The sequence below is a fragment of the Hymenobacter arcticus genome, from assembly GCF_054779975.1.
Window position 1 is genome coordinate 313964 of sequence record NZ_BAAGXF010000003.1, and the last position, 12209, is coordinate 326172.

General features: G+C 59.4%; 9 protein-coding genes and 1 pseudogene. 5 read left to right on the forward strand and 5 right to left on the reverse strand.

What is annotated here, in order from left to right; translation table 11 throughout:
• Window positions 1-232: 232 nt before the first annotated feature.
• Window positions 233-760: a HEAT repeat domain-containing protein gene (locus ACYVGC_RS07755; protein ID WP_460583237.1), complete on the reverse strand. Its 528-nt coding sequence runs from the start codon at window positions 758-760 to the stop codon at window positions 233-235.
• A 25-nt stretch (window positions 761-785) separates the two neighbouring features.
• On the reverse strand, window positions 786-2297 hold the full coding sequence (gene accC / locus ACYVGC_RS07760; RefSeq protein ID WP_460583238.1) for an acetyl-CoA carboxylase biotin carboxylase subunit: 1512 nt from the start codon (window positions 2295-2297) through the stop codon (window positions 786-788).
• Between the two features lie 287 nt (window positions 2298-2584).
• Between accC and ACYVGC_RS07765 the strand changes: the two genes are divergently transcribed.
• On the forward strand, window positions 2585-3823 hold the full coding sequence (locus ACYVGC_RS07765; protein ID WP_460583239.1) for an aminotransferase class I/II-fold pyridoxal phosphate-dependent enzyme: 1239 nt from the start codon (window positions 2585-2587) through the stop codon (window positions 3821-3823).
• Between the two features lie 258 nt (window positions 3824-4081).
• A pseudogene (locus ACYVGC_RS07770) lies at window positions 4082-4258 on the forward strand (histone H1); the annotation flags it as partial.
• Between the two features lie 401 nt (window positions 4259-4659).
• On the opposite strand, the gene tyrS reads toward ACYVGC_RS07770, so the two are convergent.
• Window positions 4660-6195: a tyrosine--tRNA ligase gene (gene tyrS, locus ACYVGC_RS07775; protein WP_460583240.1), complete on the reverse strand. Its 1536-nt coding sequence runs from the start codon at window positions 6193-6195 to the stop codon at window positions 4660-4662.
• A gap of 146 nt (window positions 6196-6341) precedes the next feature.
• Here tyrS and holA point away from each other — a divergent pair, with 146 nt between their 5' ends.
• Window positions 6342-7400 (forward strand): DNA polymerase III subunit delta, encoded by a 1059-nt coding sequence (holA, locus tag ACYVGC_RS07780; protein WP_460583241.1) that lies wholly within the window; start codon window positions 6342-6344, stop codon window positions 7398-7400.
• A 182-nt stretch (window positions 7401-7582) separates the two neighbouring features.
• Here holA and ACYVGC_RS07785 read toward each other — a convergent pair whose 3' ends face one another.
• Together ACYVGC_RS07785 and ACYVGC_RS07790 are read right to left on the reverse strand one after the other, a co-directional pair.
• Window positions 7583-9544 (reverse strand): zinc ribbon domain-containing protein, encoded by a 1962-nt coding sequence (locus tag ACYVGC_RS07785; RefSeq protein ID WP_460583242.1) that lies wholly within the window; start codon window positions 9542-9544, stop codon window positions 7583-7585.
• Between the two features lie 202 nt (window positions 9545-9746).
• Entirely contained in the window at window positions 9747-10322 is a 576-nt protein-coding gene (locus ACYVGC_RS07790) for a hypothetical protein (protein ID WP_460583243.1), read from the reverse strand.
• A gap of 144 nt (window positions 10323-10466) precedes the next feature.
• Between ACYVGC_RS07790 and ACYVGC_RS07795 the strand changes: the two genes are divergently transcribed.
• On the forward strand, window positions 10467-11204 hold the full coding sequence (locus ACYVGC_RS07795) for an ATP-grasp domain-containing protein (RefSeq protein WP_460583244.1): 738 nt from the start codon (window positions 10467-10469) through the stop codon (window positions 11202-11204).
• Window positions 11205-11327: 123 nt separating this feature from the next.
• A complete protein-coding gene (locus tag ACYVGC_RS07800) occupies window positions 11328-12131 on the forward strand; it encodes a PA2169 family four-helix-bundle protein (protein WP_460583245.1) in 804 nt (267 codons plus the stop codon).
• Window positions 12132-12209: the final 78 nt, after the last annotated feature.

Consider the following 12209-nt stretch of genomic DNA (forward strand, 5'->3'; position numbering starts at 1 on the left):
TCACACGCTGGCTAGGCTTTGCTAGTTACACCCGCATTACCAGTCGTTTAGGAAATAAGCCCTTCTTTTTTTGCTTTCTCCCAATCAACCTTACCGAATACCTCCTGAAACCGACGGTTTTTCTCCGCTAAGAATGCCGCTTCGGAACAAATTTGCCGGTCGGTTTTTGGCTAAGCTCATCAGCCTTTGGATTAAGGTCTTGCGTTTTCATGGGGTAGCAGCTGGTATGCAATTAGGATGATAAATAGCTGACAAATCCCTCCACAAAGTGCTGAATTTTCTCTTTGCTGGCTTCAAAGTCAGGGCATTTTTTGGGATGTTGCTGCAAATCGTCCCACTTGCTTTGAATGATGTGCAGGTCATCCGTTGAGAATTCAAAAATTTGCTCATCTAACACAGTTGATGCGCCCATCTTCACTTCAGCGTTCCCATAAAACAGCAGGTCAAATAGTTCGGGTAGCTTTTGCGAGCAGTCTAACGTTTCCAGCGCATAAACCATTGTGCCTCTGTGGTTTACATTTAATGGATTTTGAATGGCTTGAAATAAAGGCTCTAGCGCCTGATTATCAGCAATATCGTGCAATGCTAGCGCCGCATTATTACGCTGCCAGACGTCTGAGCTTTCTAAAACAGAGATTAAAAAATCAAGCGCTTCCTGCCCGCCAAGCTCACCAAACTTGTCGGTAGCAGCTATCGCTACTTTTGAGTCATCCGAGAAAAAGTCCTCTTTTAAAGAAGCAAAAGCTGGGTTGAGCGGCATAAGGTGAAATACTGATTGAAGCTAGTTACCCTACCCCCAGCCGGTTGCGCCGCCACGCTGAGCCCGTTGCGCCAACAGTTTCCCCAGCTACCACGGCGGTGGCCGGTTTCTTCTCACTCAGCAGCATGGCTACCAGGGCGGCGGCTACCTGCGCGCTGCCTTCGTCGGGCGTGGTGGGAGCCAGCACGGCGGCGCTGAAGTGGTCGCGCACAAAATTGGTGTCGAAGTTGCCGCTCACGAACGCCGGGTGCCGGAGCACGAAGGTGCCGAAGGGCAGCGTGGTTTCGATGCCCGTAATCTGAAACTCCTCGATGGCGCGCAGCATCCGCTCGATGGCTTCCTCACGGGTGGCCCCGGTGGTTACCAGCTTGGCAATCATGGGGTCGTAGTAAATCGGGATGTCCATGCCCTGCTCAAAGCCATCGTCCACGCGCACGCCGGGGCCCTGGGGGCGCACGTAGGTGCTAAGGCGGCCGATGTCGGGCAGGAAGTTGTTCTGCGGGTCTTCGGCGTACACGCGCAGCTCCAGGGCGTGGCCCGTAATGGTGAGGTCGTCCTGGCCGAAGGGCAGGGGGTGGCCCTCGGCTACGCGAATTTGCTCCTTCACCAGGTCGAGGCCCGTAATCTGCTCAGTTACTGGGTGTTCCACTTGCAAGCGCGTGTTCATTTCCAGGAAGTAGAAGCGGTGCTGGTCGTCAAGCAAAAACTCTACGGTGCCGGCCCCCGCGTACTGGCAGGCGCGGGCCACGTCCACGGCGCAGCGGCCCATTTCGGCGCGCAGCTCCGGCGTAAGCACCGACGACGGCGCTTCCTCAATCACCTTCTGGTGGCGGCGCTGGATAGAGCACTCGCGCTCAAACAGGTGCACAATGTTACCGTGCTCATCACCAAGTACTTGTATTTCAATGTGGCGCGGCCCGGTCACGAATTTCTCAATGAACACCGCCCCGTCGCCAAAAGCCGACACGGCCTCGTTAATGGCCAGTTGCATCTGCTCCTCAAACTCCTCCACGGCGTGCACCAGGCGCATGCCCTTGCCGCCGCCGCCGGCCGAAGCCTTGATAAGAATGGGAAAGCCCACTTCCTTGGCAATGACTTTGGCCGCCTCCACGTCGGCAATGGCCTCATCGGTGCCCGGTACCAGCGGAATGCCATAGGCCTTCACCGCCTGTTTGGCCGAGAGCTTGTCGCCCATCATTTCCATGGCCTCGGGCGAGGGGCCCACGAAAATGAGCCCCGCCTCGCGCACGGCGCGGGCAAAGCCGGCATTCTCGCTCAAAAAGCCGTAGCCGGGGTGAATGGCATCGACGCCCAGTTCGTGGCAGAGTTCAATGATTTTATCGCCCCGCAGGTAACTATCCTTCGAGGCGGGCGGGCCCACGCACACGGCCTCGTCGGCGTAGCGCACGTGGGGCGAGAGGCGGTCGGCCTCCGAGTAGATGGCCACGGTGGCAATGCCCATTTCCTTGGCTGAGCGCAGCACGCGCAGGGCAATTTCGCCGCGGTTGGCAACTAGGAGCTTCGCTATTTTTTTCATGCGGGGTGGGAGGGGAACAAGTAAAACGGAGTGGTACTCCGTTTCCCGGCGAACGAGTGGAGTAGAAATAAGAGCATGCGGAAACGGAGTGCCACTCCGTTTTACAGCTACAAAGAAAACCTTAAACCGCTACCTTGGTACTATATGGAGCCGGTGGCCGCCCGCCGCTATGCCCAAATTGTGTACAAGGGCCGCATCGGCTTATCTTTGCGGTTTACCTGTTTTTGCTACGCGGGCCTCAGCGCCCGCCGTTATTGCCCTCCTACCTTATTCCCCCAAGTTTTTCAGTGGATATTTTCGACCGCGTTACGGCCAATCGGGGCCCGCTGGGTTCGCACTCCCATTACGCCCACGGCTACTTCACGTTCCCCAAGCTCGAAGGCCAGATTCAGCCCCGGATGATGTTTCGCGGCAAAGAGGTACTTACCTGGAGCTTAAATAATTACCTGGGCCTGGCCAACCACCCCGAGGTGCGGCAGGCCGACATCGACGGGGCCAGCGACTACGGCATGGCCTACCCGATGGGGGCCCGCATCATGAGCGGCAACTCCAACCTGCACGAGCAGCTCGAAAACGAGCTGGCCGAGTTCGTGCAAAAGCCCAGCGCGCTGCTGCTCAATTTTGGCTACCAGGGCGTGGTGAGCATTATCGATTCGCTGGTGAGCCGCCACGATGCCATTGTGTACGATGCCGAGTCGCACGCCTGCATCATCGATGGCGTGCGCCTGCACCAGGGCAAGCGCTTCGTGTTCAACCATAACGACATGGAGAGCCTCGAAAAGCAGTTGGAGCGCGCCAAGCGCCTCACTGACGAAACCGGCGGCGGCATCCTGGTCATTACCGAAGGCATGTTTGGTATGTCGGGCAACCTCGGCAAGCTGCCCGAAATCGTGAAGCTGAAGGAGAAATTCAACTTCCGCATCTTCGTCGACGACGCGCACGGCTTCGGCACGCTGGGGCCCACGGGCGCGGGCACGGCCGAGCATTTGGGCTGCATCGAGGGCGTAGACCTGATTTTTTACACCTTCGCCAAGAGCATGGCCAGCATCGGCGCGTTCGTGGCGGGGCAGGAGGGCGTTATTGAATATTTGCGCTACAACATGCGCAGCCAGATTTTCGCCAAGTCGCTGCCCATGCCCCTGGTAGTGGGCGCGCTCAAGCGCCTGGAGCTGATTCGCAACCACCCCGAATACCGCGAAAACCTGTGGACTATCGTGCGCGCCCTGCAAAGCGGCCTGCGCGAAAAAGGCTTCAACATCGGCACCACCCAGTCGCCGGTTACGCCGGTGTTCCTGAACGGCCAAATCCCCGATGCCACGGCCCTAACCTTCGATTTGCGCGAGAATCACGGCATTTTCTGCTCTATCGTGGTGTACCCGGTGGTGCCCAAGGGCGTGATTATGCTGCGCCTCATTCCTACGGCCGTGCACTCGCTGGCCGACGTAGACGCCACCATCACGGCCTTCGAAATCATTGCCAGCAAGCTCGACAAGGGCTTGTATAGCAAGCAGGCTGCCACGGTGTAACGCCTTAGCAGCTAGCTGCCCAACTAGCACGCGCCAGTTGCCCTTTGGGGTGGCTGGCGCGTTTGTTTTTTGCACATTTTCAATATGGGTGAGCTTGGCGGCTTCACCAAAAACGCATGACGTAAAAAAAAATGGCCCTGCGAGGCCAGAAATGCGGTTTTGAAAAAAACCTGGAAAACTTGCTTGCGTAGAAAGCGCCTGTATATTAGGGCCGCGTAAGCACCAGTTCTCTCTCTCACCCATTACCAACCCATTTTCATGGCAAATCCTTTCAACCAAATCAAGGACCTGATTAACTCGCTGGAAGATGACTTCGAGAAGTCGTACGATAAGAACAATGCGGCCGCTGGCACGCGCGTTCGCAAGGGTATGCAGGACTTGAAAAATCATGCCCAGGCCATCCGTTTGGAGGTTCAGAACATGAAGAACTCGACGAAAGAGGGCGCGACTCCGGCCCCCGCTGCTAAGAAAGCAGCCCCCGCTGCTGCTAAGAAAGCCGCTCCTGCCGCCGCCAAAAAGGCTGCTCCCGCTGCTAAAAAGAAGTAGTCTGACTGCCGAACTTATCCGAGCTTTTTGGATTAATCGGGTTTTACGGACGGCTGCTAAGCCAAAAAAGCCCGGCCAATGGCCGGGCTTTTTCGTGGGGTATGAGTTAAGAAGTAGTCGTTCAACGGGGCGCCTCACGGGACCCCTTTGGGGCCGGCCCCCTCTCCGAAAAGGAGAGGGGGAGCCTAACGAAAATGAATATTTGCGCAAAACTGGTGTCCCCTCTCCTTTTTGGAGAGGGGGGTCAGGGGGTGAGGCGCTCGCCTGAACGACTAAAGGCTGGAAATCTACTAGCTCAGCTCAACCAGGAAATAATCCTTCTTGCCCTTCTTGATAACCAGGTACTTATCCAGCAACAGCGGCAACTCGGCCACTGGCGTGTCGGGCGAAGTAGCCTTCTGACCATTGATGCTTAAGCCATTGGCTTGCACCAACTTGCGTACTTCGCCGCGCGAAGGCAGAATCTTTTTGTCAGTGGCTTCGCTGAGGAGCACGGCCAGGGGCATGTCGGCAGCCTCGGCGCGGGGCACGCGCAAGTGGGGTACGCCGGCAAACACGTCGAGCAGGGTGGCTTCGTCAAGCGCGGCCAGGTCGCCCTTACCAAAAAGCACCTCGGAGGCCGCTACGGCCGCCTCGTAGGCCGCTGCGGAGTGTACCCGGATGGTCACGTCCTTGGCGAGCGCCTTTTGCAGGGTTTTAAGGCCGGGGTTTTGGGCGTGCTCGGCTTCGATAGCCTCGATTTCGGGCTGGCTGAGCAGGGTGAATACGCGGATGAGGCGCGGGGCGTCGGCGTCTTCGGCGCGCAGGAAGAACTGGTAGAACTGGTAGGGCGAGGTCAGGGCGGGGTCGAGCCACACAGTGCCGGTTTCAGACTTGCCGTACTTGGTGCCGTCGGCCTTGGTAATGAGCTGGCCGGTAAGGGCATACGCTTTATCATCGGGCCCGCCGAGGCGGCGAATGAGCTCGGTGCCGGTGGTGATGTTGCCCCACTGGTCGCTGGCGCCCATTTGCAGGGTGCAGTTCAGGTTTTTGTAGAGGTGGAAGAAGTCGTAGCCTTGCAGCAGCTGGTAGCTGAACTCGGTGTAGCTGAGGCCAAGACCTTCTCCTTCTTCTGTTTCTTCGGAGCTTGACCAGATAGAATTTTGAAAAACACTGTTCATTTCCTCTCTCATCTGTTCAAACTCCGGCGATGCTAAGGCTTTAGGCCCTTGAACTAGATAAGCTTGCGTTACTTCCAAAGCCTTTACAGCTTCCGTCACCTTACCTTCTTGGATGAGATTAATTGCTTCGTTGATGAAATCGGAAGAAGCTCTATCAATCATGGCACGAATACGCGCAACAGTACTACTGATTCCGATTCTTTTCTGAACAGAATCCTTACTCATCATATAATTGACAGTAAGACTTTTACCAACCTCGCGGAGAAACTGTAAAAAGCCAAACTCCTTGAACCAGTCGTAGTTGTTGACGAGTACCGCGCCGGTGGGCGAGTCGTTGAATTCGAGGAATTTTTCGAGTTGCGCCCGAATGCCGGCCTGGTTGGCGCGCAGCGTGGTTTCATCGAGCAGGTTGCGCTCGGCCGATTTGCCGCTGGGGTCGCCAATCATACCGGTGGCGCCGCCCACCAGGGCCACCGGGCGGTGGCCAGCGCGCTGCAAGTGCACGAGCAGCATGATGGTAGCCAGGTTGCCGATGTGCAGCGAGGCCGCCGTGGGGTCGAAGCCGATGTAGCCCGATACGGGCGCGGCGCTGGCCAGGTGCTCGGCGGTGCCGGGCATGGCATCGTGGTACATGCCGCGCCACTTCAATTCTTCAAGTAAGTCCAAGGGGTGAATGAGCGAGTGAGTGAAGGAGTGAATGCGGCTTGCGCTCGCATCAACCGGACCCCAAAGGTACTAGGCGGTTTTACCTTTGTTGGGTAGCAGGTGGAGTAGTAATTCATTCACCAATTCACTCATTCACCGATTCACCCTTGACACAAGACGCCGACGCCATTCTCAAAGCAGTGCAGCAGCGGCAGTTTCAGCCGGTGTATTTTTTGCAGGGCGACGAGCCCTATTTTATTGATAACGTGGCCGATGCGCTCGAAGGCGCGGTGCTGCCCGAGAGCGAGCGCAGCTTCAACCAGACGGTGCTCTACGGCAAGGACACCGACGTGGCCAGCATCCTAGGCCAGGCCAAGCGCTTTCCGATGATGAGCGCCCACACGGTGGTTATTGTGAAAGAAGCGCAGGCCGTGGCCGACCTGGAAACCGAAAAAGCCTGGCCTTTTCTCGAAGCCTACCTCAAAAACCCGCTCGCCAGTACCGTGCTGGTGTTCTGCTACAAGCACAAAACCCTGGACAGCCGCAAGAAGCTGGGTAAGCTGCTGGCTGGCAAAGACGCACCCGCCACGGTGCTCATGACCAGCAAAAAGCTCTACGACAGCCAGGTGCCGCAGTGGCTGGGCGGCTACGTGCGCAGCCGCAAGCAGCAAATTACGGGCGGGGCCACGGCGTTGCTGGCCGAGTACATTGGGGCCGACCTGAGCCGCCTGGCTAACGAGGTAAACAAGCTGCTGCTCAACGTGAAAGCCGGCCAGGCCATCGACGAAGACCTGGTGCAGCGCATGGTGGGCATCAGCAAGGAGTACAATATTTTTGAGCTGCAGCGGGCGCTGGTGCAGCGCGACGTGCTGAAGGCCAACCGCATTCTCACGCACTTTGCCGCCAACCCCAAGGCTAACCCGCTGATTCCCAACCTCACGCTGCTCTTCAACTTCTTCACCCGGCTGCTGATGCTGCACCAGGCCGGCAACAACCCCTCAGACGCCGATATGCAGAAGATGGGCATCAATAAATTTGCCCAGAAGGAGTACCAACTAGCTCAGCGCCAGTTCAGCATGGCGCGCACTATCGACCTGATACACCTCATTCGGCGGGCCGATGCGCAGAGCAAGGGCATCGAGAGCGGCAGCATGGACGAGGGCGAGATTTTGCGCGAGCTGGTGTGGCTTATCCTGCACCCCGTGCCGGTGTCGGCGGTGGGGTAGCAGCTAGTTATATTCAAAAATAATTGATTTTTAAGTAGATAAGTGCTGGTCACTAACTGGTTTGCTATAAAATAACGTCATGCTTCGGCAAGCTCAGCATGACGTTATTTTATAACATAAACTGTTCATCAACGGATACTTATAACTTTTAAGGCAATGTGATAGCCGCTGGCTACTGGCCGTTATCCAGCAGCCAGCGCCTGCTCAGCCATATATACCACCGTGCTATCCGTAGCGGTTTGCAGGCCAGCCAGGTCGGCGCGCACGTCTTCGCGCCAGGGGGCGTGCTGCTGGAGCAGTGCCAGCGTGCGCACGGCCCACTGGCGGGGCAGCGACCAGCGGTCGTAGTCGCGGGCCAGGGCCACCAGGGCCCGGCGCAGGCGTAGCATTAGGGGCAGGGGCAGCAGCGCCAGGGCTTGCAGCAGGGCGGGGGCATCGGCGGGCTCGGCGGCGGTTTCGAGAAGGCGCAATACGTCGCTGTCGGCATCGAGCGCTACTAGGGTGGGCAAGTGCTCCAGGCCGTAGGTAAAATGCTCAACGAAAGCCTCAAACGAGCCGAAGTAGACGGCCGCCGCGGCGGGTGCGAAGCTCAGGCGCACCTGGCTGGGGTGGCGGTAGCCCTGGTACCAGGTGAACAACACGCGATGAGCCAGGCCCCGGGCTTCGGTGGCGACGGCCTCCTCCCACACTACGGCCCGCAGGAAGTTGGCCAGCGCCAGGGCCTCGCCGTCGGCGTAGGTAGTCAGCTGCTGCGTGGCCAGCGCACGCAGGCCTTGCAGCGAAGTAGCCGGTGCCGTGCGCCACACTTCAGGTATAAAGCTGAAGGGTAGCTGGGCTTCCACATTTTCGGACAACATATTGTTGGTAAATTGATTGGTATTTACCAACTCGCGGCACATGGCTACTAATTCCAGCGGGGGTAGGGGCGTGTTTTTCAAAAAATTCTCCAGAAAGGAGAGGTCGGGGTTTTCGCTCACTAGGCGCGCGGCGTCGCCGGGGCGCAGGTCGCGGGCCAGCAAGGTGCGGGCCCGGTCGCGGCTTCCAGCATCGAGGCCGTGTTGCTTGTTCGTCACTTCCTGCAAAAACTGGCGCAGGTCGGGTCGGGGCCGCTCCTGAATGCTGACTAGGTAAAGCAATTCTTCCAGCTCGTGGCGCGCGAAGCCGGGCAGCAGCGCAGCCAGGTTGAAATCGAACTGCATGCGGGTGAGCGTGCGCGCCGCCACGTAGCGGCGCAGGGGCACCCGCAGGGCGGCCAGCAGCGGGTCGGGGGCGTAGTTGGCCAGAGCGGCGGCGAAGGCCAGGTCGTCGTCTTCGGCAGCCAGGGCCAGCGCGGGCACGGGCTGGCCTTTACCCTGCTGGCGAGCGGCGGCGAGGGCCAGGCTGGTAGCCACTTCCACCGGAAACGTGGTGGTGGTGCGCAGCGCATCCAGCAGCTGCGAAGCGGGCGGAGCCCCCACGCTCACCAAGCGCCAGTGGCTGAGCGTGAGGGCGGCCTCCGTGCAGATGGCCGGGTCGGGGTCCTGTAAGTGGCGCTCCGCTAGTTCTCTATCCTGCCAAATGCCCAATTCCTTGTAGTCGGCCTCGCTGCCGTGGATTTGCCATAGGCGCAGGCGGGCCAGCGCGGCCAGCACCTGGCTGACGGCAAAGGGTGAGGTTTGGCGAATTTCGAGCAGCCGCTCCATGGCCGTAGTGCTGCGCGAAGGCGGCAGGGTAAAGGCGGCCAACTCGGCGTCGGGCAGGGGCAGGCGGGGCAGCAGCACCTGCTCCCACGCGCGCACCCAGCCCCGCTGCCGGGCAAAATCTTCGGCGTAAGCCATGTCGTCGAGGTGGCGCTCGGCCACGATGGCGTGCCGCTGGTAGAGGCGCGTGAAGTGCTCGACCTGCTCGGGGTCCAGGGCGGCCAGCCGCCCGGGAAGCACGAATTGGTCGGTGCCCATGTGCTTGAGCCAGCGGGCGGCCCCGTACTGGTCGTCGGGCACCTGGCCAGCCCCGCAGTGCCGGCAAAACTTGCCCGCGGGCGTGAGGGCCACGCACCAGTGGCAGCGCTTTTCGCGCCGCACCACGGTGCCGCAATTGGTGCAGAGGTTACCGGGCTGCCAGTCGGGCGGCTGCACCTGGTTGCAGGTTTCGCAAATAGCGCGCATGGGGGCGGGAGGTTTTTACGGGATTATAATACGCTAATAAGAACGTCATGCCTATCTGGCGTCCGCTTGCCGAAGCATCTCTACCGCGCCGCAGAGATTACTAATTACCATCGGCGTGGTAGAGATGCTTCGGCAAGCGGACGCCAGATAGGCATGACGTTCTAATTGGTTCTTTAAGTGATTCAGCGAGAAGAGTAACTGCTTATAGCCGGGCCCGGCGCACGCGGCCCCACATCTCGTCTTTCTCCTCATCGGTGGCTTCTTCCAGGCGGCGCGGAATCTCGTCTTTGGCCAGGCCTTCGCGGCGTAGCAGCAGGGCCAGCGACAGCTCGGCAGTGCGCACAAATTTGGCACCGCAGTTGCGGCAGCGCTTGCCGGGGCCGCTGGCACCGCACCAAAAGCACTGCTCGATGGGCTCGGCCTGCCGGCCGCAGTTCACGCACAGGTCGCCGGGCGTGTAGTCCTTGGGCTGCTTGTGGTTGCAGTGGGTGCAGTACACCGCGTCGGAGGCATCGACCGAGATGTTGGGCACCACCACGGCGGCTACCTCGGTGGGGTTGGGCACGGGTGCGGCGGCGGGCAGCGCCCACTCCAGCACGCGGGCGGCCACGGCGGGGTCGAGGTCGGGTAGCAGCTCTAGCAGCGTCATCACGGTGCCAATCTGCTCAAAATCAGTGCGGGCCCGCACGCCCATTTCGCCGAGGGCCGATACTTGTTCTTCCGTCAAGCCCTTGGCTCTAAGGATGGTGCGTTCTAAAAGCGAAAATTCCGTAGCCATATACAAAGAGAGGTGCCCTGGTAGGCAGCTGCTAGTTACTACGGCCCGGCCTAATGCGTGTCGCTGGCTACCCGTTGCTGCCCCCAAATGGCCTTACCTTGCCCGCCGCCGTTGCCCAGCGGCCCGCCGCAACCCCCATTCCCCATGCGCGCTCACATCCACTTCGACCGCCAGGGCTGGCCCCAGAGCGTGAACAACTACCTGGCCCTCGATGGCTTCCAGCAAATGGGCTGGGAGATAGTGCCCTACACCGATGCCGCGCCGGTGCGCGACCATGCGCCCGACGAAGTAATAGTGGGCCACATTGCGGCCGTGCGCGCCGGCTTGCGGTCGCTGGGCCTGGCCGTGCCCGAGGAGTTGGGTTATCCAACAGTATTACAGCCTTTTATGGGCCGGCGGCTGTGGGTAAGCACTATCAATGAAGTGGCGGCGCAGCCCGAAAGCTGGCCGGTGTTTGTGAAGCCCCTGCACGACGCCAAGAAGTTTACGGGTGTGCTGGTGCGCCGGCCGGCCGACCTCGTGGGCTGCGGCGACCAGCACCAGAACACGCCCGTGTGGTGCGCCGAGCCCGTGCAATTTGTGGCCGAGTGGCGCTGCTTTGTGCGCTACGGCCGCATCCTGGACGCGCGCCCCTACAAGGGCGACTGGCGCGCCCACTTCGACCCCGCCGTGGTGGAGGCCGCTCTGGCCGCTTACGCGCCCGAGGCGCCGGCCGCCTTTTCGCTCGATGTGGGTTGTACCGCCGCCGGGGCTACCGTGGTGGTGGAGGTAAACGACGGCTACTCGCTGGGTGCTTACGGGCTGACACCGATTGCCTACGCCAAGTTTTTGTCGGCCCGCTGGGCCCAGATGAGCGGCACCACGGACTACTGCAATTTTTAAGCAGAAGACTAATTCCCCAGCTAGAGATTGGGTGAATTTGCGCTTATCCCTAACATTAACCTAACACATTGATACGCTTTGCCGTAAGAGCGGGTGTTTCTCTTTCACTCTGATATCAACGCGATGAACTTGCCCGAACCTGTTTCCGACGCGGCCGATAAGGCCAAAGACCTGCTCAACGGTACGACCGATAAAGCCAAGCACCTCTACGAAGACACCGCCGACAAGGCTAAGGACCTGTACGGCGACGTGGCTGATAAAGCCAAAGGCCTGTATGGCGATGCCTCCGATAAAGTAAAAGACCTGTACGACGAGGCCGCCTCCAAAAGCAAAGACCTGCTCGACAAAGTGCCCGCGCCCGTAAAAGACGCCGGCGAAAAAACGGCCCAGGCGTTCAATAAGCTCACCACTACCCAGAAACTGGTGGGTGGCGCCCTGCTCGCCGCCGGCCTGACCTACCTCATTGCCCCCAAGAAAAAAGGTAAAGCCAAGCGCAAAACCGCCGCCCTCGACCAACTGCTGCTGTTTGTAAACGACCGCATCGAAGGCTACAAGCGCGCCGTGGCCGAAACCAAAGACGGTGACCTGCGCAGCTACTACCAGCAGCTGGTAGACCAGAGCAAGCAGTTTGCCACCAACCTCAACGGCTACCTGACCGCCAACGGCGCCAAGCCCGAAACCGGTACCACGCTCAAAGGCAAGCTCTACCGCAAACTAATGGACGCCCAAGCCGTAGTAACCGCCCGCGACGAAAAAGCCATCCTGGCCGCCAACGTCTACGGCGAGCGTTGGGCCATCAAAGCTTACAAAAAAGCCTTGCGCCGCAAAGCCCTCAAAGGCAACGCCCGCGAGGCCGTGAAAAAGCAGTTTGCCACGTCGAAGCAAACCTACAAGAAGCTGAAGTCGCTGGTGAAACAGCAGGCATAGTTTCGGCTAACCGCTTCGTAAAAACAAAGCCCTTGTGGTTGGCCAATAGCCAACCACAAGGGCTTTGTTTTGGTAGTT

What these genes read in the sequence shown, in the direction of transcription:
- ACYVGC_RS07755 (WP_460583237.1), bottom strand. Translation starts at nt 760, where the DNA reads ATGCCGCTCAACCCAGCTTTTGCTTCTTTAAAAGAGGACTTTTTCTCG.
- accC (WP_460583238.1), bottom strand. Translation starts at nt 2,297, where the DNA reads ATGAAAAAAATAGCGAAGCTCCTAGTTGCCAACCGCGGCGAAATTGCC.
- ACYVGC_RS07785 (WP_460583242.1), bottom strand. Translation starts at nt 9,544, where the DNA reads ATGCGCGCTATTTGCGAAACCTGCAACCAGGTGCAGCCGCCCGACTGG.
- ACYVGC_RS07790 (WP_460583243.1), bottom strand. Translation starts at nt 10,322, where the DNA reads ATGGCTACGGAATTTTCGCTTTTAGAACGCACCATCCTTAGAGCCAAG.
- ACYVGC_RS07795 (WP_460583244.1), top strand. Translation starts at nt 10,467, where the DNA reads ATGCGCGCTCACATCCACTTCGACCGCCAGGGCTGGCCCCAGAGCGTG.
- ACYVGC_RS07800 (WP_460583245.1), top strand. Translation starts at nt 11,328, where the DNA reads ATGAACTTGCCCGAACCTGTTTCCGACGCGGCCGATAAGGCCAAAGAC.